The following is a 25,689-nucleotide window of genomic DNA, read 5'->3' as shown; positions in this document are numbered from 1 at the left end:
GTTTGAATTAGAACGGAATTTGCAGGGATATGAAACCGAAAATCTTCATCGACGGCGAACACGGCACCACCGGCCTGCAGATCAGGGCGCTGCTGGCCGAGCGCGGTGACCTGGAGATCATCTCGATCCCGACCGAGCGCCGCAAGGAAACGGCGGCGCGCGCCGAATTCCTCAATGCCGCCGATGTCGCCATCCTGTGCCTGCCGGATGCGGCCGCCAAGGAAAGCGTGTCGCTGATTGCCAACGACACCACCAAGGTGATCGACGCCTCGACGGCGCATCGCGTCGCGCCCGGCTGGGAATACGGTTTTGCCGAACTGGACAAGGGCCAGGCCAAGACCATCGCCAACGCCAAGCGCGTCGCCAACCCCGGCTGCTGGCCGCAAGGGCCGATCGCGACGCTGCGGCCGCTGGTGGCGGCGGGCCTGTTGCCGCCGGACTTCCCGGTTACGGTCAATGGCATTTCGGGCTATTCGGGCGGCGGCCGGCCGATGATCGAGGAGTATGTCGCCCAGGGCGAGGATGCCTCGGAATTCCTGCCCTATGGGCTGACTCTGCAGCACAAGCATGTGCCGGAACTGCGCACCTATGCGAAGCTGTCGCATGATCCGATCATGCAGCCGGCGGTCGGCAATTTCGCCCAGGGCATGATCACCGTGGTGCCGCTGCAACTCGGCGGCCTCGACCACGTGCCGACCGGTGCCGAACTGCACGCCGCGATCGCCGACCATTTTGCCACCATCAAGGGCGGCGTGGTCGAGGTGGCGCCCTATGTGCATATGGAGCGCATGCCGGAGATCAATCCGGAGGTGTATAACGGCACCAACCGCATGAAGGTGTACGTCTTTGCCAATGACGACAGGGCACAGGCGCTGCTGATTGCCGTCTACGACAATCTCGGCAAGGGCGCTTCAGGTGCGGCCGTGCAGAACATGGACCTGATGCTCGGCCTCTAGAGCCTTTCACCGTTTCGTGGAAACGGCGAACCGCTCTATCTCTTTGTTTGGAGAAATTCCCCAGGGAAAGCGCTACGCGCTTTTCCCGGAAAAACCGCTCACACTTTTTCTGGAATTGCTCTAATGGACGCGCCGGCATTTCCAAAGCGCTGGAAGGTCAGCGCGCCCGAGCTTATTGCCGAGACGTTTTCGAGCCGTATCTGGAAGGTTGTCCGCGAGGATGGCTCGCCGGCGATCGTCAAGGCATTAAAACCCTTCGACGATGTCGAGGACGAACTGCGCGGCGAACACTATCTCGCCTGGCGGCGCGGCGAAGGCGCGGTGCGGCTGCTTGGCCGCGACGGCCACCGCATGCTGCTTGAATATGCCGGCGACACCTTGCTTGCCGAGGTTCTCGACAAAGAGGGCGACAACGCCGCCACCGCAATCGCAGCCGAAGTGATGGCAAGGCTGTTCTCGCCGTCAAAGCACCCTGCCCCACTGGACCTGCAGCCGCTGCGGACACGGTTTGCCAGCCTGTTCAAAAAGGCCAAAACCGATCGCGACGCGGGGAAACCGAGCCTTTATCTCGAGGCCGCCGAAATCGCGGACCGACTGCTCGATGCCCCGCATGCGGTCAGGCCGCTGCATGGCGATCTGCACCACGACAACATCCTGCAGGGACCGCGCGGCTGGCTGGCGATCGACCCGAAGGGCGTGCTCGGCGATCCAGGCTTCGACGCCGCCAACCTGTTCTACAACCCACTCGAGCGCGACGATCTCTGCCTCGATCCGGAGCGCATCGCGCATATGGCGGAAGTCTTCACCGCAACGCTTGGCCAGGCGCCGCCCGCCATTCTGGACCACGCAATCGCCTGGGGTTGCCTGTCGGCCGCGTGGCACCACGAAGACGAGAATGCGGTCGATGAAAACCGCGAGTTGTCGGTAGCCGAAGGGATCCGGAAGGTGCGGCTCAGCTTCTGACTTCTATCTCGTGCGGCAGCGGATAGGCGCCCTTTGTGCCGCGCCAGTGCGCGGCGGCAAACCCCAGCAGGATAAGCGCGAAGGCCTGATGGGTCAGCGCCATGTGCAACGGCACCTGCATCAACAGCGTACCGATGCCGATCGAACCCTGGACCAGCACCAGCAGAAACAGCAGCGTCGCGCGTCGCGCATGCGTCGTTCCCGGCTGGCGCATCCGTGTCGCGATCATGTGCCAGAGTGCCACGACAAAGACGGTATAGGCGCCCAGCCGGTGAACGAACTGCACCGTCTTCGGGTTCTCGAAGAAATTGCGCCAGGCCGGTTCGAGCAGCAGCAGGTCGCTGGGGATGATCTTGCCGTCCATCAGCGGCCAGGTGTTGTAGCTCAGGCCGGCATCGAGCCCGGCGACCAGGCCGCCGAGATAGATCTGGATGAGAGCCAGGAGCACGATGAAACCGGCCAATCTTTGCGTCGACCGGTCGGCGGCGGGCTCGGAATGCGGCGCCAGCCCACGCGCGACCACCATGGTGGCGGTGAAGATCAGTGCGGCAAGCGTCAGATGCGTCGCCAACCGGTACTGGCTGACGGAGACGCGGTCGACAAGGCCGGAGGCCACCATCCACCAGCCGATGGCGCCTTGCAGTCCGCCGAGCAGCAGAATGCCGAGCAGCTTTGGCCCAAGGCCGCGCTCGATGCGGCGCGTCGCCCAGAAGACCAGCAGCGGCAGGCCGAAGACCAGGCCGACGCTGCGCGCCAGGATACGGTGCGCCCATTCCCACCAGAAGATCGACTTGAAGGCGTCCAGGCTCATGCCCTTGTTGAGTTCGGCATACTGCGGGATTTTTTGGTAGAGCTGGAATTCCTCCTGCCACTCCGCGTCGTTGAGCGGCGGTATCACGCCGTGGATTGGCTTCCATTCAGTGATCGACAGGCCGGACTCGGTGAGCCTTGTGGCGCCGCCGATCAGCACCAGCGCAAACAGCACCAAAAGCACGACATAGAGCCAGCCGCGCACCAGCGCCCGGTTGTTTAGGTCGCGGTCGCGGGCCGTGTACGGCGCGGCAGCTGATATGGCGGCCATGTGTTTGTCCCGGCAGGTTGCAAGTGGCGGATTGGTGAACCATCGCAACCCGGCTGACAAGACCGAACGGCGCGGCACGCCGTCGCGCCGCAAGCGGAGCATTTCACCGTTTCACGGAAACGGCGAACCGCTCTATCTTTTGGTTTTTCGGCGCAATTCCGGACGGAAAACCGTTTCACACTTTTCCTGGAATTGCTCTGGCGGGTTGCACAGGCGCCCCGTTGGGCCTAAGCGAAGGCGATCAACGAGAACGCCTCATGCCCATCCGCCTGAAAAAGCTGATCGGAACCTTCCTGCTGGTGGCGCTGGTCATCATCTACGCGCTGGTCGCGTCGATCATAGCGGTTGCGCAGCTGTCGGAATCCGGCCCGCTGGTGCATTTCCTGTTCTTCCTGTTCAGCGGCCTGTTCTGGGTGCTGCCGGCGATGGGCATCATCAAATGGCTGATCCTGGAGCCGCGGCCGAAGGGCTGAAGCGGGCCATTTGCAGCCAGCTGAATATCGACGCACCCTAGATCGTCACAACCGTCTCAGATGGTCACCACCATCTTGCCGGCATTGGCCAGCGGCGTCGTCACCCCCGACAGCATGGTGCGGATATGGGCGACGCTCTGGTAGCGGCCATTGACCGAGATGCGCGGCAGCGCGTGCAGGAAGCCGGCATGCTCGGCATGCAGCACGCCGTGGCGGGTCGTCACCGCCGAGGCGTAGCCGGCGTCGCGGGCAAAGTCGACTTCGCGGCAGCCGACAGCGCTTGCATAGCCATAGGGGTAAGCGAGATGGCGCGGCTCTTCGCCGAGCTGCGCCTGCAGCTGGCGCCTGACGTCGCCGATCTCATGACGCGCATCGGCTTCGTCGAGCCGCTTCAGATTGCGATGGTTGACCGTGTGCGCGCCGATCGTCACCAACCTGTGCCCGGCCATGGCGCGGATATCGTCCCAGGTCATCAGTGTGCTTGAGCGCAAGCCATCGAGTTCGATGCCGTTCGAGCGCGCGAGGTCGCGCAGCACAGCGCGCTGGTCCTCCTCGCGCACTTCCAGCGTCAGATAGGCGTGCAGGCGCGCATTGGCCTGGAGTTTTCTGCCGTGGGTAGAGCAGTCGATCGTCACCGGCCCCTTCGGCGTCGCCAGCGTCAGCCGGTCGCGCGAGTTGACGATGTCCTCGACCACGTCCCACCACAGGTCGGCGCTGCCGTCGATCAGGCCCGGCGCGACATAGATGGTGATCGGCGCGTCGTGCTTTTCCAGCACCGGCAGCGCTTCGGTCATGTTGTCGCGATAGGCGTCGTCGGCGGTGATGGTGGCGAACTGGCCGTCCTTGCCACCGGCCTTGATGCGCTCGATCGCCTCGTCGAGCGTGACGAAGGCATAGCCCCTCGCCTTCATGTCGGCGACAAGAGTGTCGAGGAAACGCGGGGCGATGTTGAGGTGGCGGTTGACGCCGTCGGGCTTCTCCGGCGTGGCGGTGACCCGGTGCAACATCAGGATGGCGCCGATGCCGCCGACGAAGGGCTTGGCCAGCGGTGCAAGGCCGGTAAAGCGGGCGATGTTAAGCGCCAGTTTCCGAACTGCCTCCCCGCCGTCGATCATTCATTCACCTTTTGCGCCTAGGCTCAATCCAAGCACGGAACGCGCCGACGCGAACTCCCTGATCGCGACGAATACGCCTTAAGGATTGAGGTATGGTTGACGCCACCGCGTCATTTGACGGCAATCGGCTCGCCGCTAGCAAGGCGTCCGCGCGCGCAACGGCTGCCGACCAGACCAGCCTGTCGGTGTCGATCGCCGACGCTGCCGCGCTCGCCTCTTACGGGGAATTCTGCCGTTCCGCGCTGTTTGCGCCGGCGCAGAGCGCCGCCTGGGCCCGCGCCTGGACGACGCAGGCCAATCCGGATGCCGTCGTCGCCACGCTGAAAATCGGGGACCGGCCGGTCTTCTCGCTCGCACTGGAAATCACGCGAACTGGTCCACTCCGCGTCGCCCGCTTCATGGGCGGACGTCATGCCAACGGCAATTTCGCCGCCGCCGATGAGGCCTGGCTGGCAAAGACCGATGCCGGGGCGGTCCGCAGTCTGGTGACGGCGATCGGCAAGGCGCGTTCCGACATCGACGTCGTTGCGCTGGAAAGGCTGCTGCCCGATCTCGATGGCGTTGCCAATCCGCTGGTGGCATTGGCGCATTTCCCCAGCCCCAATTTGTCGCTCGCCGTCGACCTCGATGGTGGTTTCGATGCTTTGCTCTCCCGCGCGAGCGGCAAGCGCAAACGCAAGAAGCACCGTTCGCAGACGCGCAAGTTCGAGGCTGTCGGCAGTCATCGCCGCATCGAAGCGCAGACGACGGAAGAGGTGAACAGGCTGCTCGATGCTTTCTTCGAGATGAAGGAATTCCGCTTCGCCAAGATGGGCATCGCCAATGTCTTCGGCGAACCGGAGGTGCGCGCCTTCTTCCGCGCTTTGTTCGCCGGCGCGCTGGCCGAGGAGAAACCGGCCTTTGTGCTGCATGGGCTGGAAGTGGCCGGCAAGCTGCGCGCCATCACCGGCTCGAGCCGCTCGGGCAAGCGCCTGATCTGCGAATTCGGAGCCATCGCCGAGGACGATCTCGGCCACACCAGCCCCGGCGACTTCCTGTTCTTCGACAACATCCAGGAAGCCTGCGAGACGGGTTTCGAAGTCTATGATTTCTCGGTCGGCGACGAGCCCTATAAGCGCCTCTGGTGCGATATCGAGACCCAGCATTTCGAGGTGCTGGTGCCCTTGACACTGAAGGGACGCACCCTCGCGTCGGCGCTGCGGCAAGGCGCGCGGGCGAAAGCCTTCATCAAGAACAGCCCGACGATCTGGAAACTGACCAAGATGCTGCGCCGCAAGGCGGCCGGACAGGCGGCGCCCGCCACCACGGAAGACGAAAACTAGCCGTCAGAAATTGAGAGCTTCGCGCAGCGCGGGACCGGCCCTGACACGCAGATCGAGATCAGCCTCGATGTGGTCGATGTGATGCAGCATCAAACGGCTCACCAACCCGCAATCGCCGCTCTCCAGCGCACCGACAATCCCCGTGTGCTCGCTATGCCCGCAGGCTGACACGCCAGAGCGGCCGTAAAGGGCGATAACGAGTGAGGAGCGCGCAACCAATTCCTCCATAAAGCGCTGCAGGATGGCGTTGCCGGCGACCGAGGCCAGCAGCAGATGGAAATCACCTGACGCCTTGATTTCGGAGCGCCGCGCGGTCGGACCGCGTTCGGCGATGAAGCGGCCTTCCTCATCGAGTTGGGCGCGGAACGCGGCGATATCGGTGGCTGTGACCCGCCCGCAGGCGGCGGTGGCAAGGCCCGGCTCGATCAGCCGGCGGGAGGCGAACACCTGGCGCGCTTCCTCGGGCGACGGGTTGGCAACGAAGGCGCCGCGGTTTCGCTCGGTACGCACCAACCCCTCGAAGGACAGCATCTGCAGCGCCGCGCGCGCGACAGTGCGCGAGACGTCGAACAGCGTGCCGACCTCGCCTTCCGACAGCTTGGTGCCCGGCGCCAGCCGTCGGTCGACGATGGCGTCCCGCAGATTGTCGCGGATCGCCTGGGCGCGATCCTGATTGGCGCTGTCGGCTGCGGAATAGATCTGATCGGCAATGTTCATGGCGATGATGGTTCCCGCCCCCTTCTAGCGCGACTCATCGTCTGCACACGAGAGGCAAAGTGGACACGAAGCTAAAAAAGATTGCATACGATTCCTGTGCAAATCGCGCACAATCGCCCATAATTTGTGCAATGCACAAGGCAGCTTGCCAGATAGGCAGCACTGCCGAAGCCTGATTTTTCAGCCAATTCAATCGCTTGGCCGCTGGCCCGCAAATTGGCACGCATGATGCTTTGGTTAATGCGACCAAACGGGGAAGCCTGAATGTCCAAAGCCGCCGAGATCGACATCGTGTCCGTTTCGAAAGTCTACGGAACGACGACTGCCGTCGAGGCCATCAGCCTGAAAATACCGGCAGGCACCTATTGCTGCCTGCTAGGCCCCTCCGGCTGCGGCAAGACCTCGACGCTGCGCATGATCGCCGGCCACGAAAGCATTTCGTCGGGCGATGTCCGACTTGGCAACACCGTCGTCACCGATCTGCCGCCCGCCAAGCGAGGCACGGCGATGATGTTCCAGTCCTATGCGCTGTTCCCGCATCTCGACCTTATCGACAATGTCGCTTTCAGCCTGAAGATGAAAGGCGTCGACAAGGAAAAGCGCCGTGCCAAGGCGCTCGACATGCTCAAGCTGATGCAGATGGAAGCCTATGCGACGCGCCGCCCCGCGCAGCTTTCCGGCGGCCAGCAGCAGCGCGTCGCACTCGCCCGCGCGTTGATCACCGACCCGGAGGCGCTGCTGCTCGACGAGCCGCTGTCGGCGCTCGACCCGTTCCTGAAAATCCGCATGCGCGCCGAGTTGAAGAAGCTGCAGACTTCGCTCGGCATCACCTTCGTCCACGTCACCCACAGCCAGGAGGAGGCCATGGCCTTGGCGGACCTGATCGTGGTGATGAATGACGGCCGCATCGAACAGGCGGCACCTCCGCGCAATGTGTTCGAACGCCCGGCCACGGCCTTTGTCGCGCGCTTCATGGGTGACCACAATGTCATCTCCGGCCGGGTCAGCGGCGCGCGCGACGGCATGGTCGTTTTCGACGTCAATGGCGGCGGCTCGCTCGCTGCCTGCGGACAAGGCCAGGAAGCGGGAGCCTCAATCGAAATCGCGATCCGCACCGACCATGTGCGCATCGGCGAGCCACCCTCGCCCGGCCTCGGCTTCAACGGCATCGTCTCCAACATCGAATATCGCGGCGCCACGGTGAAGCTGTCGGTGACCGGTGCCGGCATCGACGATTTCACGGTCATCGTCGACGATTCCGACTTTTTCGCCAAACCCGTCGCCATTGGCGACGCCGTACCGCTCGCCTGGGATTCCGAGGATGCGATTGTCCTCGGGCGCCTTCATTCATGAATTCAACGAAGCAAAACAAAACAGGGGAATAAGCATGACAAACACACCGCAAACCAAGACTGGCATTTCGCGCCGCTCGCTGCTCAAGACCGGTGCCGCCGCCGTCGGCCTCGCCGCAGGCTCCGGCGTCATCACCGGGTTCCCGACCATCTGGGCGCAGTCCAACATCACGCTGCGCCAGTTCGGCACCGGCGTCTCGAACCTCAACGCCATCGCCGACAAGTGCAAGGCCGACCTCGGCATCACGCTTGAGATGACGGCGACCGATTCCGACGCCGCCGCCCAGCGCGCCGTTACCCAGCCCGACAGCTACGACATTGCCGACATCGAATACTGGATCTGCAAGAAGGTATTCCCGAGCGGCGTGCTGCAGCCGATGGATGTCAGCAAGCTGAAATACTACGACGAGCTGGTGCCGCTGTTCAAAACCGGCAAACTGACCCCCGACAGCGTCATCGCTCAGGGCACCGCGCCGCACACGGTCGGCTATGTCGAGGCGCAGGACTCAAAGACCTTCGCCAAGGCGCCGACCAACTGGTTCACCATGGTGCCGACGATCTATAACGCCGACACGCTGGGCATCCGGCCCGACCTCGTCGGTCGCGACATCACCACCTGGGCCGATATCATGGACCCCGCCTTCAAGGGCAAGACCGCGATCCTCAACATCCCGTCCATCGGCATCATGGATGCGGCCATGATCATGGAGGCCACCGGCAACATCAAATATGCCGACAAGGGCAACATGACCAAGGAAGAGATCGACAAGACGATCGACTTCCTGATCAAAGCCAAGCAGGCCGGCCAGTTCCGCGCCTTCTGGAAGTCGTTTGACGAGAGCGTCAACCTGATGGCATCGGGCGAAGTGGTCATCCAGTCCATGTGGTCACCGGCCGTCGCCGCGGTGCGCTCCAAGGGCATCGCCTGCCGCTTCCAGCCGCTCAAGGAAGGCTACCGCTCCTGGGGCGGCGGCCTTGGCCTTGCCGCCCATCTCAAGGGCGCCGAGCTCGACGCGGCCTACGAATACATCAACTGGTACACGTCGGGCTGGGTCGGCGGCTATCTCAATCGTCAGGGCTACTATTCCGCCAACATGGTCTCGGCCAAGAAGTTCATGTCCGAGGACGAATGGGGCTACTGGATCGAGGGCAAGCCCGCCAAGGGCGAGATCAAGGCGCCGGACGGCACAGTCATGGAAAAGGCCGGCGCCGTGCGCGACGGCGGCTCGTTCGAGGAACGCATGGGGAAGGTCGCCTGCTGGAACTCGGTCATGGACGAGGACCGCTACATGGTGAAGCGCTGGAACGAGTTCATCGCGGCGTAAGGAAGAGCCGGCGCCGCCACCTTCTCCCCTTGCGGGAGAAGGTGGATTGGCGCGCAGCGCCAAGACGGATGAGGGGTGTTGGACGGAGTGCCGTCATTGCCAAGATGGAACACCCCTCATCCGACCGAGCTTCGCTCGGCCACCTTCTCCCACAAGGGGAGAAGGAAAGGCCGCTCCGCCCGTACCGCGAACCTGCACCGGGAGCATTGATGACAGTCGCGCTCGAACGTCCCGCAACCGCCGCCGCCAAGCCCGCCAGGCGCGGCCGCTTCTCGCTCAGTGCCGTCACGCCCTATTTGCAGTCGGCACCGCTGGCACTCATCCTCGGCGCGTTCCTGCTGCTGCCAATCATCATGATCGCCGTCGTATCCTTCTGGGATTACGACTTCGCCGCCATGTATCCGGATTTCCTGACGACGAACTATTCAGACGTGCTTGGCTCCTGGGTCACCTGGAAGACCTATCTCAACACCATCAAATTCGCTGCCATCGTCTGGGCGCTGACCTTGTTCATCGGCTTCTGGGTGGCCTATTTCCTTGCCTTCCACATCCGCACCACGGCCATGCAGATGGTGCTGTTCCTGGTTTGCACCGTACCGTTCCTGACCTCCAACATCATCCGCATGATCTCGTGGATCCCGGTTCTTGGCCGCAACGGCTTGATCAACTCGACGCTGGTGCAACTGGGGCTGGTGCCAAAACCCATAGAATGGCTGCTCTATTCCGAATTCGCCGTCGTGCTGGCGATGGTGCATCTCTATACGCTGTTCATGGTAACGCCGATTTTCAACACGCTGATGCGGATCGATCGTTCGCTGTTCGAGGCCGCGCGTGATGCCGGCGCGTCCGGCTGGCAGGTGTTGTGGAACGTGATCATTCCGCTGGCCAAGCCCGGCATGGCGATCGGCACCATCTTCGTCGTCACACTGGTGATGGCCGATTTCTCCACCGTGCAGGTGATGTCGGGCGGCCAGAGCGCGTCGGTCGCACTGATGATGAAGAACCAGATGTCGCTGCTGCAATATCCTGCCGCCGCCGCCAATGCCGTGGTGTTGCTGGTGCTGGTGCTGTTGATGGTTGCCGGCATCCTGCGCATCGTCGACATCCGCAAGGAGCTTTGAGGTGAGCCACGAAAAACGCACCCTCGAATTCTATGTGCTTGCGGCCTTCTTCACTCTGTTCGTCCTGTTCCTCTATGGTCCGCTGTCGGCGATCCTGATCCTTTCTTTCCAGGGCGAGACCGGCGGCCTCACCTTCCCGCTCAATGGCGTGTCGCTGCACTGGTTCGCCAATCTGTTCGAGCGCCAGGCGGTCGGCGATTTCGGCGGCAGCTTCAAGCGCTCGCTCGTGCTCGGTCTGATGGTGATGATCGTCACCGTCGTCGTGTCGCTGCTGGCAGGGCTCGCCTTCCGACAGAAATTTCGCGGCGCCACCGCATTGTTCTACCTGGCGGTCGCCAGCCTCGTCGTACCTTCGATCATCATCTCGCTGGGCATCGGCGTCGTCTTCCAGCAGGTCGGTTTTCGCCCCGCCTGGTACACGTCGGCCTTCGGCGCGCACCTGACCTGGACCTTGCCCTTCGGCGTGCTCATCATGTTCGCCGTCTTCAACCGCTTCTCGCCCGCCTATGAGGAAGCCGCGCGTGACCTTGGCGCCACCTCCTGGCAGACCTTTGCCCATGTCGTGCTGCCGATGATTGCGCCGAGCCTGATCGGCGTCGGCCTGTTCGGTTTCACGCTGTCCTATGACGAGTTCGCCCGCACGCTGATGACGTCGGGCACCTTCAACACGCTGCCGCTCGAGATCTACGGCATGACCACCAATGTCACGACGCCGGTGCTCTACGCACTGGGCACGGTGACCACCGTGTTCTCCTTCCTGGTGATCCTGGCGACGCTGGGCGCTATCCTCTATGTCGGCCGCCGCCGGGCGAGAACGTGATGGTGCAGATACTGGTGGTGAACCCCAACACGACGGCGAGCATGACCGAGACGATCGCGGCAGCGGCGCGAGCCGTCGCCGGCGCCTGGACAGAGGTGGTGGCCGTCACCTCCTCCATGGGCCCAGCGTCGATCGAGGGCTATTACGACGAGGCGCTCGCCGTGCCCGGCCTTTTGATGGAGATCGCCGCCGGCGAACGTGCCGGGGCGCAGGCCGCCATCATTGCCTGTTTCGACGATACGGGCCTGGACGCGGCACGTGCCATGGCCTCCATTCCGGTCATCGGCATCTGTGAGGCCGCACTCAGTGTCGCCTCGTACATTGCCCAGCGCTTCACAGTCGTAACGACCACCGAACGCTCGCGTGTCCCTGTCGAGGGCCTGGTGCAGCGCTACGGCATGGCCGGGCGTGCCCGCGTGCGCGCCGCTGACATTCCCGTGCTCTCCCTCGAAGACACTACATCCGGCGCGGTCGAGAAACTTCGCGCAGAGATCGCACGCGCCATTGAGGAAGATCGCGCCGAAGCCATCGTGCTCGGCTGCGCCGGCATGGCCGACCTGGCCCACCAGTTGCAGGACGAGTTCGACCTGCCGGTCATCGACGGCGTCGGCGCGGCGGTCAAGCAGGCCGAGGCGCTGATCGCATTGGGCCTTTCGACCTCGAAGCGCGGTGCCTATGCCAGCCCGCTGGCCAAGTCCTATCGCGGCGTGCTGAAATCCTTCTCGCCCGGAACTATCGCCGCGGAGTGAGCCATGAAGCCGACCATCCGTGCGCTGTCGCTGCAAGAACTGGCCGTTCTTATCGACTGGGCGGCCGCCGAAGGCTGGAACCCTGGCCTTGACGATGCCGCCGCGTTTCAGCCAACCGACCCCGAAGGCTTCATCGGCGCCTTCGTCGGCAACGAGTTGGTGGCCGCCATCTCGGCTGTCGCCTATGGCGGCAATTTCGGTTTCATCGGTCTCTACATCTGCCGACCAGATATGCGCGGCCAAGGCCACGGCAAAGCGGTCTGGAGCGCCGGCATGGCCAGGCTGGCCGGCCGAACAGTCGGCCTCGACGGCGTCGCAGCACAGTTGGCCAACTATCGGCGTAAGGGATTCAGGCCAGCTTACGAAACGATCCGCTTCAGCGGCCGTACCGCGATACCGTCCGTCCGAAGCGATGGGGTGCGCGCGATAAGCACGCAACTCGTGCCCGACATCATCGCCTATGACGCCCGCTGTTTCCCCGCACCTCGGCGAGCCTTCCTGCACCGTTGGTCGCAACCACCGCATGTCGGGTTCGCCGCGATCAGTTCGCTCGGCACCATAGGCTACGCCGTGGCTCGTCCCTGCCGTTCGGGTTACAAGGTCGGCCCGCTGTTTGCCGACGACACCGAGACAGCGATGCAACTGTTGGGCAGTCTGGCTGGTGCATGCGAAGGCGGCGACCTGCATATCGACGTTCCAGCCGACAATATCGATTTCACTACGGCGCTTGCAGCGATTGGTTTCAGGCCGACCTTCACCACCACCCGCATGTACAAAGGCACGCCTCCGAAGGTCGACTCGCGCCGAATATTTGGCGTGACGACCCTGGAGTTAGGGTAGATCCAGGCGCAGCCTGACAGGCTTGGCGAGGCGCGGCTGACGGCTTTGGTTTTTGGGGACCGGCGCGCGATGGACGATCCAATCTGTAGAAGCGCCGCCTAAGTAGAAGTGTCTGATGTCTCAGGCGGCGCTACGTCGTCCCGGCACGGGGTGTCCCGGCGTCTCATGGCCAATCGGCGTCACCAGAGTGAGGTCGGGATAGCCGCTCTCGATCAGCTTGACGGCGGCCTGCGCCACCTCATCGTCCGCTTGCAGCATGGAGAGGAAGACCTCGGTGCTGTCGCCAACCAGTCGGCTGATGCTGTGCGCGTCGGCCGGTCCGCATTCGACAATGACCAGATCATAGGCGGTGGTCAGCGACTGCATGATGATCGGCAGCCGATCGGCGGCGCGCATGGCGCGGACCGGGTCGGCGGTGCCGACGGGAATGACATGGCAGTCGGAATAAAGGTCGGCGTGGATGACGTCGCTGAACTGCGCTTCGGAAGCGAGCAAATTTGTAATGCCGGGGAACAGTCCGCTGTCCAGCATCGGCCGCGAGGCCGCACCCGATGCAGTTAGGTCCAGCAGCAGCACGCGCAGGCCTGCGTCGGAGACTTCGCGTGCCACCAGCACAGCCGAGGCCGCGGCCTCATCGCCTTCAGGCGAGACGAAGATGGCGCGCGCAGCACCGCTGGCGATCAGCTTTTCCGCCGCCTTCTCGACATCGATCTCGCCAAGGCTGGAGCGCACCGGTTCGGGTTCCGCGTCTGCGGCCGCTGCTTCTTCCAGCGCTGCGAGGGCAGACTCGGGAACCGCCTTCGGCTCCAGTTCATGCTCCATGTCCGCCGGCCGGTCTTCGGCCTCCCCGGTCTTAGCTGCCACCGGTTCCGGCTCGACGACCGGCACCGACGCGACTGGCATTGCCACCTGTTCGACGCGCTCATATCGGGCGCCGGGGGCCGGACGCATGGCGCGGCCCGAAAACAGCTCCTGCAGAAGCGTGATGATCGACATCAGCAGCAGCGAGCCGACGAAAGCGGCGCCGACGATTGGGACGAGTTTGGGGAAATAGGGTTCCGATGGCACCGAGGCCTTTGAGGCTATCCGAGCGTCAACCGGCAGATATTTGCGATCCTGGCGCGAAGCCGCCTCACGGTAGTTGGTCAGGTACAGTTCAAGTTGCTGACGTTTAGCGGCTGCATCGCGCTGCAGCGCGTCGAGTTCGACCTGCTCCTTCCCGGCGCGCGCCGATGCGGCCTTCAGCGTATTGAGATCTGATATGAGCTGGTTTTCGCGAGCTTGCGCGGTCTGCGCCTGCGTCAGAAGCCCCTTCATGATTTTTTGCGCTTCGTTGCGGATCTGGCCGTCGAGATCGGCGAGCTGCGATTTCAGCGCACGGATGCGCGGATGATTGTCGAGCAAGGTGGTGGAGAGGTCAGCGATGTTGGTCTTCAACTCGACCTGGCGCTCGCGCAGGCGCTGGATCAGATCGGACGATAGCACCTCCGGCACCGCATCCAGCGAGCCGCCGCCCTGCAATGCCTTGCGCACGCTGTCGGCGGTCGCTTGCGCCGAAGCGCGGTTGGCGCGCACGCGCATCAGTTCACTCGACAGTTCGGACAGCTGTTGCGTCGCCAGCACCGAATTGTTGCCGCCCATCAGAAGATCGGACTGGGCGCGGTAGTCAGCGACCTTGTCCTCGGCAACCCTGACCTGCTGTTGCAGGTCTGCGATCTCCGGTGCCAGAAAATCGGCGGCGGCGTTGTTCGACTCGCGTTTGGCCGCCCCTTGCCCAGCGATGTAGGCGGCGGCAATGGCATCTGGTATTTCGGCCGCGAGCTTGCGGTTTTCCGATGAGAACTCAATGGCAATGATGCGCGTCTTCTCGACACCATAGACGTTGAGCTTCTCGTGCATTTTCTTGAGGACACGCTCTTCCGCCGGAATTTCCATTGGGTCGCTTTTCAAGCCGAAGAGGACCAGAGCCCGACTCAACGGCGACATGTCGAGCGCATCGTCGAACTCGGGGAGTTTTTCCAGACCAAGCTTTTCAGCGACCTGCTTCAGGATCTCGTTGGAGGAAATAATCTGGACCTGAGTGGCGACGCCTTGTTCATCGAGAATTGGCTTGTCGGTGTCGTTGTTGCTGGGCGGCCGCGTATAAACGGATTCACGCGGAACGATCTCCACCTGCGTCTGGGCCTTGTAGTGCCGGGTTGCCAGCGAGGCAAAGGCGAACGCCAACCCTGTCACCACCAGCGTAACCACAAGGATGCGCAGCCAATTCCTCGCCAGGCTGGCGAAGAGCTGTCTCAGGTCGACATCGACATCTGCGGCCGCGGACTGAACGGACATGCATTCCTGCTCCGGAACATGAGTCTAGGAAGTACCGTAAACAACTATGGTAACTCAGGCGTTAAGATGGCGGTAAGCAGCCGTTGGGGTTTGCTACCAGCGGGTAAACAAAGGCCGGGAAACTACTCGGCTTTTGTCGATTTGCCGCCAAATCGGCCGCATCCCTTTACCGGCCATTAACCCTAACAGGATGATAACAAACTCAGATCCTTAAGGTTTGCCGCCGCATCATGGCGGCCACAGCGACGAAGGTGTGTGTCCGATCATGAAAAGCGCTGCTGGTCTGTTTCGCGCTCTGCTGGCCGTGTCGATGCTCGCCGGCTGCTCCAGCTACCGGCCGACGCCGGCGGCCTTCCACGAAGTCCTCGACCAGCCCTACCGGCTCGGCGCCGGCGACCGTGTCCGCGTCACCGTGTTCGAGCAGGACGGGTTGACCAACACCTACAGCGTCGACCAGTCCGGCTACATGTCCTTTCCGCTGGTCGGCGCCGTGCCGGCACGTGGCCACACGGCCCAGCAGCTGGAAAAAGAGATCGCCGACAAACTGCGCCAGGGCTATCTGCGTGACCCCGATGTGTCGGTCGAGATCGACCGCTACCGGCCGATCTTCGTCATGGGCGAAGTGGGTGCTGCCGGCCAGTATTCCTATGTGCCGGGGCTTACCGTGCAGAAGGCGATTGCGATTGCTGGCGGTTTCTCGCCGCGCGCCAACCAGGAAAGCGTCGACATCACCCGCGACATCAACGGCAAGGTGATGACCGGCAGGGTGGTCACCTCCGACCCGTTGCTGCCTGGCGATACCGTTTACGTTCGCGAACGCCTGTTCTGACATCAACGTGGCGGACCAGCTCAGGATCGTCCACTGCTTTCGCTCACCCGTCGGCGGGATTTTCCGGCATGTGCGCGACCTGACGGAGGCACAACTCGCCGCCGGACACGTTGTCGGCATCGTCTGTGATTCGACCACAGGCGGCGAATACGAGGAACACCTGTTCGACCAGATGAAGGACAGCCTGGCGCTGGGTATCCATCGCACACCAATGCAGCGCCATGTCGGACCGGGCGACCTCGCCTCGGCCTGGCGTACCTATCGAATCATCAAGGAATTGCGGCCGGACGTGTTGCACGGGCACGGCGCCAAAGGTGGCGCCTATGCCCGTCTGTTCGGCTCATTGTTGCGGGTATCAAGGTCTCGCGTAGCCCGCCTTTATTCGCCGCATGGTGGCTCCCTCCACTATGACGAAACGACGACGACCGGAAAGCTGTTCTTCGCGCTGGAGCGCTTCATGGCGCGCTTCACCGACTGCCTGCTGTTCGTCTCCGACTATGAGCGGCGCACCTACCGGCGGAAGGTCGGCGAGCCGCCGATCCCGAACACACTGGTCTACAACGGCCTGCGCGCTGCGGAGTTCGAGCCGGTGGTAACCGCGCCTGATGCCGCTGACCTGCTCTACATCGGCATGATGCGTGACCTCAAAGGCCCGGACATCTTCATCGACGCGCTGGCGTTGGCCGGCACGCAGCTCGAGCGTCGCTTGACCGCAGTCATGGTTGGCGACGGCGACGACCTGCCACGCTACCACACCCAGGTGAAACGGCTGGGGCTCGAAAAACAGGTTCGCTTCGTGCCGCCAATGCCGGCCAGGGACGCCTTTGCACTGGCCGACCTCGTGGTCGTGCCGTCGCGCGCGGAAGCCATGCCCTATATCGTGCTGGAGACCCTGGCCGCCGGCAGGCCGATGATCGCCACCGCCGTCGGCGGCATACCCGAAATCTTCGGTGAGGGATCCCCTGCCCTGATCCGTCCCGATTCGCGCGACCTCGGCGACAAGATGGGCGAGGCGCTAGGCGATCTCGACGCATATCGGCGCGCCATGCCCGACACCGCCAGCCTCAAGGCGCGCTTCGGCGCCGATGTGATGGCCGCCGAAATTGAAAAGGCCTATTTCGCCGCGCTCAGCAAATAGGCTACCTCCCAAAACCACAGGTTGTCTCAAGGTTTTTTTAGCTCTCTTCTGCTATGGTCATGGCGGAAGCTAGTGGGAAACCCGATGAACGAGACCGACCCCACGCGCCGCTTTTCGGCCGATGCGGTGCGCAAATTCGACGGTCCTGCCGAGAGCCCCACGCCCGGCGGCATGAACAGTGTTGCCCGCCAGGTTGCCTCGCAATACCGGCGCGATACGATGTCGCCGGTCATGGTCAGCGGCGTGCTGCGCATCGTCGAATTCGCCTTGCTGTTCCTGTCGGGGCTCGTGCTCTACTTTCATTTTGTCGGCTTCTTCACTTACCTCGCCTGGCAATATCCGCTGACCATCGCCGCGGCCTCGTTCCTGGCCGTCGTGTTGCTCGATGTCAGCGATTGCTACCAGATCTCCGCCTTGATGCGGCCGATCTCCAACCTCGGCCGCGTGCTGGCGGTCTGGGCCGGCACCTTCGCGCTGATGGCGCTGACGGCCTTCATCATGAAGATGTCGGAGGATTATTCGCGCCTGCTGTTCGGCACCTGGTTCGTCATCGGCCTGCTTCTGCTGTTTGTCCTGCGCCTGGTGATGTCGAAGCTGATCCGGCGCTGGGCGCGCGACGGCCGCATGGAACGCCGCGCCGTCATCGTCGGCGGCGGCAAGGCGGCCGAGATGCTGATCCGCTCGGTCGAAAAGCAGCCCTACAACGACATCCGCATCTGCGGCATCTTCGACGATCGCGGCGACAAGCGCTCGCCACCGATCGTGGCAGGCTACCCCAAGCTCGGTACCATTTCGGAGCTGATGGAATTCGCCCGCATCGCGCGCATCGACATGCTGATCGTGTCACTGCCGCTGACCGCTGAAACGCGCGTGCTGCAGCTGTTGAAAAAACTCTGGGTGCTGCCGGTCGACATCCGGCTCTCGGCGCATTCGAACGCGCTGCAGTTTCGCCCGCGTGCCTATTCCTACATCGGCTCGGTGCCGATGCTCGATATCTTCGACAGGCCGATCAACGACTGGGATTCGGTCGCCAAGCGCGCTTTCGATATCGTCTTTTCGCTGATCGGCATCATCCTGTTTTCACCGGTGATGCTGGTGACGGCCCTCGCCATCAAGCTCGACAGCAAGGGGCCGGTGCTGTTCAAGCAGAAGCGGCACGGCTTCAACAACGAGATCGTCGAAGTCTATAAATTCCGCTCCATGTACACCGACCGCTCGGACCCGAGCGCCAAGCAGACGGTGACCAAGAACGATCCGCGCGTCACCCGGGTTGGCCGCTTCATCCGCAAGAGCTCGATCGACGAACTGCCGCAGTTCTTCAACTCGCTGTCCGGCTCGCTGTCGCTGGTCGGTCCGCGCCCGCACGCGATCGCCGCGCAATCGCACAATTTGCTCTACAACGAGGTGGTCGACGGCTATTTCGCCCGCCACAAGGTCAAGCCAGGCGTCACCGGCTGGGCACAGATCAATGGCTGGCGCGGCGAGATGGACACCAATGAAAAGATCCGCATGCGCACGGAGTACGACCTCTATTACATCGAGAATTGGTCGATGCTGTTCGACTTGCGCATCCTGCTCCTGACGCCGCTGCGGCTGCTCAACACGGAAAACGCCTATTGAGCGCGATTTCCCATGATGTGCCGCAGGCTGCGGTCAACACGTTGCCGCCTTCGGCGGTCAACACATTGCCGCCATCGGCGGTCAACGCCAAGCTGATCGCGCTGATATCCTCGGGCGCGGTGTTTTTTGGCGTCTTCCTCTCGGGCTTCGTCATCGACGAACCGGCGCCTTACGATCTCTTCATGGTCGGCCTGATCGGGGTGTGGGCGCTGTTTGGCCTGCGTATATCGCGCGCTGCCGTGCCGCTGCTGGTGCTGCTGATCACGATGAACATCGGCGGCATGATCGCCATGACGCAGATGGCCGATCTCGCCAACACGCCGCTCTATCTCGCCGTCTCGCTGTTCCTCGCCTTCACCGCGGTGTTCTTCTCTTCGGTGACGGCAGTGCAGCCTAGTCTCTACCGGCTGATCTTCATCGCCTATGTCTTCTCCGCCGTGGCGACAGCGCTGCTTGGTATTGCCGGCTATTTCCACGCCTTCCCCGGCGCCGACATCTTCACCAGATACGACCGCGCCCAGGGCGCCTTCCAGGATCCGAACGTGTTCGGCCCGTTCCTGGTGCTGCCCGGCATCTATCTGCTCTATCTCATGTTGACCGGGTCGATCGCGCGCATGCCGCTTTTGGCGGTGCCGCTGCTGATCATCACCGCCGGCATCTTCTTTTCGTTTTCGCGCGGCGCCTGGGGGATGTTCGCCGTTTCGGCGATCCTGCTCACCGGCGCCCTGTTCCTGCAGAGCAACAGCGGCAAGTTCCGGCTGCGCGTCGTCATCATGACCATTGCGGCCGTCACGCTGCTGGTGGTCGCGATGATCGTCATCCTGCAACTGCCGGGCGTCAGCGAGATGTTTTCCAGCCGCGCCCAGCTGGAACAGAGCTATGACACGGCGCGGCTTGGCCGTTTCGCCCGCTACAGCATCGGCTTCCAGATGGCGCTCGAGCATCCGCTCGGCATCGGACCGCTGGTGTTCGGCACCATTTTTGGCGAAGACACGCACGACATCTGGCTGAAGACGCTGATGGACTATGGCTGGCTCGGCTTCGTCTCATTCCTGTCGCTGACGCTGTGGACGATAGCCGCCGGCTTCCGCATCCTCTTGCGCGACCGGCCCTGGCAGCCCTATCTGCTGTGCGCCTATGTCGCCTTCATCGGCAATATCGGGCTCGGCACCTTCATCGACATCGACCACTGGCGCCATGTCTACCTGCTGCTCGGCCTGATCTGGGGCGCGATTGCGCTGGAATACAGGCATCAGAGGGAATTGAGGGCGGGGGCGGCAATCCGAACCGATGGGAAAGCCGCCGAGTTCGGATGACTCCGCCCTGCTGACGGATCGCAGAGATATTTCACCTATCTCGCGATGCCGGCGACCCGTTCGGGGTATTGCACGGCCAGCATCGAATTGTCGGCGTGGCTGGCAAAGATTGCACTGACCTTTTCCGCGTCGAACCTCGCCCTGCGTTTGCGCTTCTCGTCGTTTAGCAAAATGCCGCTGATGGCGTCGAACTTGCGTCCGAGGTTCTTCATGATGCCTCGCTTGATCGGCCAACTGCGGCTGAAGCGGCCGGCCCAGGGCGTGCCTTTCGCCAGATCGCGGTAGATCGCCATGGCGTCGACCTCGACACCGACCGGGCGAGGCTCCCAAGGTTTGCCCCAGGCGAAGTGACGGGCGTAGGACCTGCTGAACGGGATCTGGCTGCTGTAGTTGGTCATCACGTTCCAGAACGGATGCATCGTCTGCCACCGGCCTTCGAAGGCCACGTTCAACGCGCCTTGATCCATTCCGTAGACATGTTCCGACGCCAGCTGCCGCGTACGCTCCAGGAGCCCCTCAGCCCTAAGTAGCGGCATGTTGAAGAGAAGAACGCCAGCATTGAATTTCGGCGCACCGGGCTGCATCGGCAGATGTTGCCTGTACTTCGCGTCGAAGTAGGTCTGCTCGTCGTGAGCGGCCAGCAACGGCGCGTTGAGCGGTGTGTTGCAGAGATCGGCTATCGATCGGTTGAAGAGCACGTCGGCGTCGGAATAGGCGATGCGGTCGTATGGCTCGAATTCAGGCAATTTATCCGCGAACAGCCTGATGTAGGTCGCAAGGGTGGGATGCGTTCCACGATTGAAGTTCGTCGCCTCCATGAACTTCGTTACGTCGATGATGCTGATCCTCCCACCGAGCAAACGCTCGCCGGCGGACCGGTCTTCGATGGGAATGATGCCGGTGTGCAAAATAAAGCCGTCGACTGGGCCGGATAGATCCAACACACGACGCGCTGCCAAGCAGGTGTACGGAAAATACCTTTGATCGGCGGCGAAAAAGAAGCATGACGTTTGCGACACAGTCTAATTCTCCTGCCCTGCGCCTTACGGATTGAAGTCGCGGATATCTCAAGCGAAACCGCCGAGTACTTCGGGAAATTGCACGGCCATCGCACCGGCAAGGGCATGCTCGGCATACATCTTATGGACCTTGCTGCCGTCATACCGTGCGCGCCGCCGATACCGATCCTTGTTCGGAAGCATCCCCATGATGCCGTCGAACCTGCGGGCGAAGCGCCTCATGACGCCCCGCTCGAAGGGAATGCGCTGCATAAAGGGCTGAAGCCAGGGCGTATCCCTTGCCAGACCGCGCCAGACGGCAAGCGCCTCGGGCTCCACGTCGACCTGGCTCCCCCAGGGCTTGCCGCCGGCGAAATGCCGTGCATAGGCTTGGGCGAACCGAAATTCCTTCGTATCGTTGGACATCAAATTCCAGTTCGGATGCATCGTCTGCCACTTGCCCTCGAAGACGATGTTCAGCGCGTTCTGGTCGTTCATCTGCCCTGCGACGGCCACGTCCCTGGCGCGGTGCAAGAGGCCCTGTTCACGCACCAACGGCATATTGAAGACGATGATACCGGCATTGAAGTAAGGCGCTCCCGGCTGCATCGACAACTTCTGCCGGTAGCCAGGGCGGAAATACATATAATCGTCATGGGCGGCCAACAACGGCGCATTCAAAGTCTGGCCCACCAGGTCACCGATATCCCGATTGAACAGAACATCACAATCGACATGGGCGATTCGGTCGTAGTCCGTGAACTGAGGCAATTGGTCGGCGAAAAGCCGCACAAAAGTGCCGACATTGCTCGGCCGGAACGTATGGCCGGCCTGCGCAAACAAGGCCGAGACGTCCATTATGCGAAGGCTGTTCTTCAGCAGGCGATCAGCAACGCGCATATCGGTATCGCGTGCACCGACATGCAGGATGAAGCCTGGCGTTGCGTCTCCCGAAACGTCCAGAATTCTGCGAGCCGCCAAGCATGCATACGGAAAATAGTTGGCGTCAGCCGCTAGAAAAAAACAGGAATTCGCCACGCGCAATCCTTCTAATCGATATGGGCGAGCCATATCGCCTTGGCGTAGCGCCGACAAGGCCGGATGCCTGGCGACTTTTCCGGTCCAACGCGCCGTTTTAGCGCTTGCACCATAACCCTTGAAAATATATGGCTTTGCGCGGTCCGGAGTGTAGCGCAGCCCGGTAGCGCACTTGACTGGGGGTCAAGGGGTCGTCGGTTCGAATCCGGCCACTCCGACCAAACAACACAGGCGTTTAGCTGCTTCCCCCAAGTGGCCACGCGATTTCTCAGCCGCATTACAGCCACTCGCAAAATGCGTTTCCTAGGGCGTCACGCCGCGTGTCGCTCCAGGAAAGGCTCGATGGGGCCTGTAAGAAGAGCAGCCTCCTGCTTGATCTTCTCGTCGCTCCATTCCCACCACCGGATCGCCAGCAATTTCGCAATGACGTCCTCCGAAAACCGATAGCGGATAAGCCTGGCCGGAACCCCGCCGACGATCGCATATGGCGGCACATCCTTGGTGACAACGGCGCCGGCCGCAACGATGGCGCCATCGGCAATGTGGACGCCTGGCATGATCATCGCATGACGGCCGATCCAGACATCGTTGGCGATGGTAATGCCGACGGGTTTGCCGCCATGCGCATTGGGATCGGTCGAGTCCATCATGCGGCTGTGGATCGGAAAAGTGGTTGCAGCCCAAGGCACGTGGCTTCCCCCGGAACATTCAAAGCTGACGTTGCCGGCGACCGAACAGAACGCCCCGATGGTCAACGGAGTGGCGTCAGACGCTCCAAGCACCTTCTTCCGGCTCACTCCATAGGTGTGACGTCCGAGGGTCACGCTTGAGGGCAGCTTGGATCGAAACGGATTCTTCATGCGGAGCCACCCCGTCACGGTGATCTCCTGAGCTTCTGGCGCAAGAGATCCGCGGGAGTTCGCCACAGACGATATCGACCGGCTTTTGCAATCTGCTGGCCGACTGGCACCTTGCCATAAGCGTTAAAGAACGCATGAACACGCGGCTCAGCAAACTGCTTTTTGCCTCGAGTGTTGTAGTGTCGGATCGGCAGGCCATGAGGGCTGATGGTTCGGCCGTTTTGAGAAAGAGCTACCCCGAGGCAGAACTGTTCCGGCGCCCACGTGTCGGTCACCTCATAAACGGCCTTGATAGCTGCGAAGGCGTCCACCATGGCACTGAGGTTGTCGCGGTGGATTCCTACGATTCCACTGTTCCACATCGGTTCCTGGCCGCTCAGGATCTGGCCACCGATGCTGATGTTCTTGCCCGGCAGCGCGCTCTGATAGATGCGATGCGGCCCTTCGCACAGGCGCATAAAGGAATGGGTCGCGGAGATCGAGCGGAAGCCTTTCGACGGGTCCCCCACCGGGTACATGTCGGTGTCCATGAAAAGGAGCCGATTTGCTCGCTGCAAAAGCTCACGCATAGCACCGGCCTTGATGCCGAAATGGTAGCTTCCTCCGAAAGACCATTGCTGTTTCTGCTCAGCCGTTATGAGCATTGTCTCAACAGGATAAGCGCGAAAGAGTTCAGTCCTGTCCGTTGCGACGACTATTCTAGCGGTCGGGCAGTGGTGCAAAAGCTTGAGCGCGCTGAGTAGCGCACCGCGATGGTAAAGCTCGTTCTCACCATAGGCGATGTAACCAAAAACGTCGTTCATTCGATCACGTATAGTGAGTCGCCCAATCTTCTACCAGCCGCTCAGCCGCTACTGGCACACATCGACCCATTCGGCGTTGACGATCTCGGCCATGCGCTGCGGGCTGAGCCGTACGGCGGCGTTGGTGGCGCCGGCCGCGGGGACGACTTCATCGAAGGCACGCAGCGAGACGTCGGCATAGACCGGCAGCGGCGCCGGCAGGCCGAATGGACAGACGCCGCCGACAGGATGGCTTGTGGCGGCGACAACCTCATTGGCGTCAAGCATGCGCGGCTTGCCGCCGAAGCGGTCCTTGAATTTGCGGTTGTCGAGCCTCGACATGCCGCCGGCCACGATCAGCATGGTCTGCTCGCCGACGCGCAGGCAGATGGTCTTGGCGATCTGCGCCGGTTCCACGCCATGCGCTGCTGCTGCCAGCGCCACCGTCGCCGAACTGGCATCGGTGACTACAACTTCGACATCGGGCGCACGGGCAGCCAGAAAAGCACGCACGGACTCAAGGCTCATTCCGGTGTTTCTCCTCCATTCGATCCGGCGGGCAACAGACACTTGTTTTTCGCAATTCCCAAGGGAAAGCGCTACGCGCTTTTCCCGGGAATCCGCTCACACTTTTCCTGGAATTGCCCTGGTTTCCTGGAATTACTCTGGCCACTCGAACATGAAAAAGCTCGCCAGGGCAAACCATGGCGAGCTTGTTGAGAGACGCTTTGGCGTCGTCGTTTATGAAACGGACCGATTTTCTACAGGCGCTGTTGGCGCCGGGGCATCGATCAGGGCCGTTTCCGGCAGTTGCAATGCTGCGGCGATCCGGCGAAGTTTCGACGGATCGGTGTCCTTGCCGCTCTCTATGTCGCCAATCTCGCTGGTCGACAGACCGCAGGTCAGGGAAAGCTCTTCAATACTGTATCCCTTTGTTTCCCGGATGGCTTTAAGGCCTGGGTGCTCAAGCGCAACATCGGCCGCCAGCCTGGAGAAGGGTCCGTGTTTTGCATTTTGGGGCATTGGCAACTCCATGGGCTAAAGAGTTTTGGATCAAATGATAGGGTGTTGCCTGAGAGCCGGGACAATGCCCGCTCAAGCGCGATTTGCCAAGACCCAAACCGACCGTCACGGCATCGTGAACCGGCGCCAAAAACCGCCTGCCGTCGGGCACGTCGGATCAAGTTCTTTTGAAGGACCGCACGCCGAAGTGTTCAGCGGTTTAGGGCCGCTGGCGCGTTGGCATGATGTCGCTGGCAACGCATCGGACCAGCTTTCCCCAAGAGGATCAGACCCATGACATTGAAGACATCAGCCCTCGTGCTCGCCACGATCTCAGGCCTCGCCGGCGCCAGCCTGGTCGAGGCACAAGCCGCCGACGCGGTGCGCATTCGCGGCACCGTTGCCGCTTTTGCCGGATCGACGCTGACGGTGAAGACCCGTGAAGGCGCCACCGACGCCATCGCGCTGGCTGACGGCTGGAAGATTTCCGGTGTCGCCAAGGCCGAGGCCGGGGATATCAAGCAAGGCGATTTCCTCGGAATTGCCTCGGTTTCAAAGGCCGATGGCGGCAGCGGCGCGCTGGAGGTGGTGATCTTCCCGGCTGCGCTCAAAGGCACCGGCGAAGGCGACCGTCCGTGGGATCTCGAGCCCAACAGCCGGATGACCAACGGCACGGTTGCCGATGTCACCGAGATTGCGGGCCGGACGGTGACACTCACCTACGACAATGGCCAGAAAAAGCAGATCGCGATCCCGCAGACGACACCGGTGGTGACCTTCGCGCCGGCCACACCGGCCGACCTTAAGCCCGGTACCGTGGTGTTCGTCAACGCCGAGCGTGGCAGCGACGGAACGCTGACCGCAGGCCGGGTCGTGGTTGGCAACAACGGCGTCGTTCCGCCGATGTGAAAGCGGTTGCTGCCCCTGCGAAGGCG

25 protein-coding genes and 1 tRNA gene are annotated in these 25,689 nt (G+C 62.3%); 16 read left to right on the top strand and 10 right to left on the bottom strand.

What is annotated here, in order from left to right; genetic code table 11:
* Positions 1 to 29 precede the first annotated feature (29 nt).
* Together argC and ACYHH6_RS20325 are read left to right on the top strand one after the other, a co-directional pair.
* Positions 30 to 956 carry an N-acetyl-gamma-glutamyl-phosphate reductase gene (gene argC, locus ACYHH6_RS20330; RefSeq protein ID WP_352591156.1) on the top strand — a complete coding sequence of 309 codons (927 nt, stop codon included), beginning with the start codon at positions 30 to 32 and terminating at the stop codon, positions 954 to 956.
* A gap of 123 nt (positions 957 to 1,079) precedes the next feature.
* Positions 1,080 to 1,919 carry an aminoglycoside phosphotransferase family protein gene (locus tag ACYHH6_RS20325; protein WP_352591159.1) on the top strand — a complete coding sequence of 280 codons (840 nt, stop codon included), beginning with the start codon at positions 1,080 to 1,082 and terminating at the stop codon, positions 1,917 to 1,919.
* On the opposite strand, the gene ACYHH6_RS20320 is transcribed toward ACYHH6_RS20325, so the two are convergent.
* Positions 1,909 to 3,000, bottom strand: coding sequence for a COX15/CtaA family protein (locus ACYHH6_RS20320; RefSeq protein WP_352591162.1), 1,092 nt, complete (start codon positions 2,998 to 3,000; stop codon positions 1,909 to 1,911). The genes ACYHH6_RS20325 and ACYHH6_RS20320 overlap by 11 nt on opposite strands.
* Positions 3,001 to 3,257: 257 nt before the next feature.
* Between ACYHH6_RS20320 and ACYHH6_RS20315 the strand changes: the two genes are divergently transcribed.
* Complete coding sequence (locus ACYHH6_RS20315) at positions 3,258 to 3,473, top strand: DUF2842 domain-containing protein (RefSeq protein WP_142868027.1); 216 nt, start codon at positions 3,258 to 3,260, stop codon at positions 3,471 to 3,473.
* A gap of 56 nt (positions 3,474 to 3,529) precedes the next feature.
* Here the strand turns inward: ACYHH6_RS20315 and ACYHH6_RS20310 are convergent, their stop codons facing one another.
* Positions 3,530 to 4,588 carry a polysaccharide deacetylase family protein gene (locus tag ACYHH6_RS20310; protein ID WP_352591165.1) on the bottom strand — a complete coding sequence of 353 codons (1,059 nt, stop codon included), beginning with the start codon at positions 4,586 to 4,588 and terminating at the stop codon, positions 3,530 to 3,532.
* Between the two features lie 92 nt (positions 4,589 to 4,680).
* Between ACYHH6_RS20310 and ACYHH6_RS20305 the strand changes: the two genes are divergently transcribed.
* Positions 4,681 to 5,910: a GNAT family N-acetyltransferase gene (locus ACYHH6_RS20305; protein ID WP_352591168.1), complete on the top strand. Its 1,230-nt coding sequence runs from the start codon at positions 4,681 to 4,683 to the stop codon at positions 5,908 to 5,910.
* Positions 5,911 to 5,913: 3 nt separating this feature from the next.
* Here the strand turns inward: ACYHH6_RS20305 and ACYHH6_RS20300 are convergent, their stop codons facing one another.
* The gene (locus tag ACYHH6_RS20300) at positions 5,914 to 6,627 is read right to left on the bottom strand and encodes a GntR family transcriptional regulator (RefSeq protein ID WP_112561350.1); all 714 of its coding nucleotides are present in this window, start codon (positions 6,625 to 6,627) and stop codon (positions 5,914 to 5,916) included.
* A 264-nt stretch (positions 6,628 to 6,891) separates the two neighbouring features.
* Here ACYHH6_RS20300 and ACYHH6_RS20295 point away from each other — a divergent pair, with 264 nt between their 5' ends.
* The 6 genes from ACYHH6_RS20295 (at position 6,892) to ACYHH6_RS20270 (ending at position 12,834) form a co-directional block, all read left to right on the top strand.
* On the top strand, positions 6,892 to 7,980 hold the full coding sequence (locus ACYHH6_RS20295; RefSeq protein ID WP_352591171.1) for an ABC transporter ATP-binding protein: 1,089 nt from the start codon (positions 6,892 to 6,894) through the stop codon (positions 7,978 to 7,980).
* Positions 7,981 to 8,014: 34 nt separating this feature from the next.
* Positions 8,015 to 9,304 (top strand): ABC transporter substrate-binding protein, encoded by a 1,290-nt coding sequence (locus ACYHH6_RS20290; protein WP_112561348.1) that lies wholly within the window; start codon positions 8,015 to 8,017, stop codon positions 9,302 to 9,304.
* 209 nt (positions 9,305 to 9,513) lie between these two features.
* Positions 9,514 to 10,425, top strand: a complete 912-nt coding sequence (locus ACYHH6_RS20285; protein ID WP_352591174.1) for an ABC transporter permease — start codon at positions 9,514 to 9,516, stop codon at positions 10,423 to 10,425.
* A gap of 1 nt (position 10,426) precedes the next feature.
* Positions 10,427 to 11,245 carry an ABC transporter permease gene (locus ACYHH6_RS20280; RefSeq protein WP_142868020.1) on the top strand — a complete coding sequence of 273 codons (819 nt, stop codon included), beginning with the start codon at positions 10,427 to 10,429 and terminating at the stop codon, positions 11,243 to 11,245.
* Complete coding sequence (locus tag ACYHH6_RS20275; protein ID WP_352591178.1) at positions 11,245 to 11,994, top strand: aspartate/glutamate racemase family protein; 750 nt, start codon at positions 11,245 to 11,247, stop codon at positions 11,992 to 11,994. Before ACYHH6_RS20280 ends, ACYHH6_RS20275 begins: the two co-directional genes overlap by 1 nt.
* A 3-nt stretch (positions 11,995 to 11,997) precedes the next feature.
* Positions 11,998 to 12,834 (top strand): GNAT family N-acetyltransferase, encoded by an 837-nt coding sequence (locus ACYHH6_RS20270; protein WP_352591181.1) that lies wholly within the window; start codon positions 11,998 to 12,000, stop codon positions 12,832 to 12,834.
* A 120-nt stretch (positions 12,835 to 12,954) separates the two neighbouring features.
* On the opposite strand, the gene ACYHH6_RS20265 is transcribed toward ACYHH6_RS20270, so the two are convergent.
* Entirely contained in the window at positions 12,955 to 15,171 is a 2,217-nt protein-coding gene (locus ACYHH6_RS20265; protein ID WP_352591184.1) for a GumC family protein, read from the bottom strand.
* Positions 15,172 to 15,436: 265 nt separating this feature from the next.
* Here ACYHH6_RS20265 and ACYHH6_RS20260 point away from each other — a divergent pair, with 265 nt between their 5' ends.
* The 4 genes from ACYHH6_RS20260 (at position 15,437) to ACYHH6_RS20245 (ending at position 20,074) form a co-directional block, all read left to right on the top strand.
* Positions 15,437 to 16,000, top strand: a complete 564-nt coding sequence (locus ACYHH6_RS20260; protein WP_112561792.1) for a polysaccharide biosynthesis/export family protein — start codon at positions 15,437 to 15,439, stop codon at positions 15,998 to 16,000.
* Between the two features lie 7 nt (positions 16,001 to 16,007).
* Positions 16,008 to 17,138, top strand: a complete 1,131-nt coding sequence (locus ACYHH6_RS20255) for a glycosyltransferase (RefSeq protein ID WP_352591187.1) — start codon at positions 16,008 to 16,010, stop codon at positions 17,136 to 17,138.
* A gap of 84 nt (positions 17,139 to 17,222) precedes the next feature.
* Positions 17,223 to 18,758, top strand: a complete 1,536-nt coding sequence (locus ACYHH6_RS20250) for an undecaprenyl-phosphate glucose phosphotransferase (protein ID WP_352591190.1) — start codon at positions 17,223 to 17,225, stop codon at positions 18,756 to 18,758.
* Between the two features lie 5 nt (positions 18,759 to 18,763).
* Positions 18,764 to 20,074 carry an O-antigen ligase family protein gene (locus tag ACYHH6_RS20245; RefSeq protein ID WP_435053430.1) on the top strand — a complete coding sequence of 437 codons (1,311 nt, stop codon included), beginning with the start codon at positions 18,764 to 18,766 and terminating at the stop codon, positions 20,072 to 20,074.
* Between the two features lie 35 nt (positions 20,075 to 20,109).
* Here the strand turns inward: ACYHH6_RS20245 and ACYHH6_RS20240 are convergent, their stop codons facing one another.
* Entirely contained in the window at positions 20,110 to 21,093 is a 984-nt protein-coding gene (locus ACYHH6_RS20240; protein ID WP_352591193.1) for a glycosyltransferase family 8 protein, read from the bottom strand.
* A gap of 48 nt (positions 21,094 to 21,141) precedes the next feature.
* Positions 21,142 to 22,110 (bottom strand): glycosyltransferase family 8 protein, encoded by a 969-nt coding sequence (locus ACYHH6_RS20235; RefSeq protein WP_352591196.1) that lies wholly within the window; start codon positions 22,108 to 22,110, stop codon positions 21,142 to 21,144.
* A gap of 144 nt (positions 22,111 to 22,254) precedes the next feature.
* Between ACYHH6_RS20235 and ACYHH6_RS20230 the strand changes: the two genes are divergently transcribed.
* Positions 22,255 to 22,331: transfer RNA gene (locus ACYHH6_RS20230), tRNA-Pro, on the top strand.
* A 90-nt stretch (positions 22,332 to 22,421) separates the two neighbouring features.
* Here the strand turns inward: ACYHH6_RS20230 and ACYHH6_RS20225 are convergent.
* The 4 genes from ACYHH6_RS20225 to ACYHH6_RS20210 form a co-directional block, all read right to left on the bottom strand.
* Positions 22,422 to 22,799 (bottom strand): CatB-related O-acetyltransferase, encoded by a 378-nt coding sequence (locus ACYHH6_RS20225; protein ID WP_352591199.1) that lies wholly within the window; start codon positions 22,797 to 22,799, stop codon positions 22,422 to 22,424.
* A 185-nt stretch (positions 22,800 to 22,984) separates the two neighbouring features.
* Complete coding sequence (locus tag ACYHH6_RS20220) at positions 22,985 to 23,773, bottom strand: hypothetical protein (protein ID WP_352591201.1); 789 nt, start codon at positions 23,771 to 23,773, stop codon at positions 22,985 to 22,987.
* Between the two features lie 48 nt (positions 23,774 to 23,821).
* Positions 23,822 to 24,280, bottom strand: a complete 459-nt coding sequence (locus tag ACYHH6_RS20215) for a YbaK/EbsC family protein (RefSeq protein WP_352591204.1) — start codon at positions 24,278 to 24,280, stop codon at positions 23,822 to 23,824.
* A 213-nt stretch (positions 24,281 to 24,493) separates the two neighbouring features.
* Positions 24,494 to 24,775, bottom strand: a complete 282-nt coding sequence (locus ACYHH6_RS20210) for a helix-turn-helix domain-containing protein (RefSeq protein ID WP_352591207.1) — start codon at positions 24,773 to 24,775, stop codon at positions 24,494 to 24,496.
* A gap of 273 nt (positions 24,776 to 25,048) precedes the next feature.
* Here ACYHH6_RS20210 and ACYHH6_RS20205 point away from each other — a divergent pair, with 273 nt between their 5' ends.
* A complete protein-coding gene (locus ACYHH6_RS20205; protein WP_352591210.1) occupies positions 25,049 to 25,663 on the top strand; it encodes a hypothetical protein in 615 nt (204 codons plus the stop codon).
* Positions 25,664 to 25,689: the final 26 nt, after the last annotated feature.

This window comes from Mesorhizobium sp. P171375 (assembly GCF_057786075.1).
The sequence above is the reverse complement of the archived record's forward strand: the minus strand, read 5'-3'. Positions and strand labels throughout refer to the sequence as shown.

Excerpts from the sequence above, each read along its gene's own strand:
- ACYHH6_RS20290 (WP_112561348.1), top strand. The coding sequence starts at position 8,015 with ATGACAAACACACCGCAAACCAAGACTGGCATTTCGCGCCGCTCGCTG.
- argC (WP_352591156.1), top strand. The coding sequence starts at position 30 with ATGAAACCGAAAATCTTCATCGACGGCGAACACGGCACCACCGGCCTG.
- ACYHH6_RS20305 (WP_352591168.1), top strand. The coding sequence starts at position 4,681 with ATGGTTGACGCCACCGCGTCATTTGACGGCAATCGGCTCGCCGCTAGC.
- ACYHH6_RS20325 (WP_352591159.1), top strand. The coding sequence starts at position 1,080 with ATGGACGCGCCGGCATTTCCAAAGCGCTGGAAGGTCAGCGCGCCCGAG.
- ACYHH6_RS20265 (WP_352591184.1), bottom strand. The coding sequence starts at position 15,171 with ATGTCCGTTCAGTCCGCGGCCGCAGATGTCGATGTCGACCTGAGACAG.
- ACYHH6_RS20250 (WP_352591190.1), top strand. The coding sequence starts at position 17,223 with ATGAACGAGACCGACCCCACGCGCCGCTTTTCGGCCGATGCGGTGCGC.
- ACYHH6_RS20205 (WP_352591210.1), top strand. The coding sequence starts at position 25,049 with ATGACATTGAAGACATCAGCCCTCGTGCTCGCCACGATCTCAGGCCTC.
- ACYHH6_RS20210 (WP_352591207.1), bottom strand. The coding sequence starts at position 24,775 with ATGCCCCAAAATGCAAAACACGGACCCTTCTCCAGGCTGGCGGCCGAT.
- ACYHH6_RS20260 (WP_112561792.1), top strand. The coding sequence starts at position 15,437 with ATGAAAAGCGCTGCTGGTCTGTTTCGCGCTCTGCTGGCCGTGTCGATG.
- ACYHH6_RS20315 (WP_142868027.1), top strand. The coding sequence starts at position 3,258 with ATGCCCATCCGCCTGAAAAAGCTGATCGGAACCTTCCTGCTGGTGGCG.
- ACYHH6_RS20285 (WP_352591174.1), top strand. The coding sequence starts at position 9,514 with ATGACAGTCGCGCTCGAACGTCCCGCAACCGCCGCCGCCAAGCCCGCC.
- ACYHH6_RS20320 (WP_352591162.1), bottom strand. The coding sequence starts at position 3,000 with ATGGCCGCCATATCAGCTGCCGCGCCGTACACGGCCCGCGACCGCGAC.
- ACYHH6_RS20215 (WP_352591204.1), bottom strand. The coding sequence starts at position 24,280 with ATGAGCCTTGAGTCCGTGCGTGCTTTTCTGGCTGCCCGTGCGCCCGAT.
- ACYHH6_RS20220 (WP_352591201.1), bottom strand. The coding sequence starts at position 23,773 with ATGAACGACGTTTTTGGTTACATCGCCTATGGTGAGAACGAGCTTTAC.
- ACYHH6_RS20295 (WP_352591171.1), top strand. The coding sequence starts at position 6,892 with ATGTCCAAAGCCGCCGAGATCGACATCGTGTCCGTTTCGAAAGTCTAC.
- ACYHH6_RS20275 (WP_352591178.1), top strand. The coding sequence starts at position 11,245 with ATGGTGCAGATACTGGTGGTGAACCCCAACACGACGGCGAGCATGACC.
- ACYHH6_RS20270 (WP_352591181.1), top strand. The coding sequence starts at position 11,998 with ATGAAGCCGACCATCCGTGCGCTGTCGCTGCAAGAACTGGCCGTTCTT.
- ACYHH6_RS20310 (WP_352591165.1), bottom strand. The coding sequence starts at position 4,588 with ATGATCGACGGCGGGGAGGCAGTTCGGAAACTGGCGCTTAACATCGCC.
- ACYHH6_RS20300 (WP_112561350.1), bottom strand. The coding sequence starts at position 6,627 with ATGAACATTGCCGATCAGATCTATTCCGCAGCCGACAGCGCCAATCAG.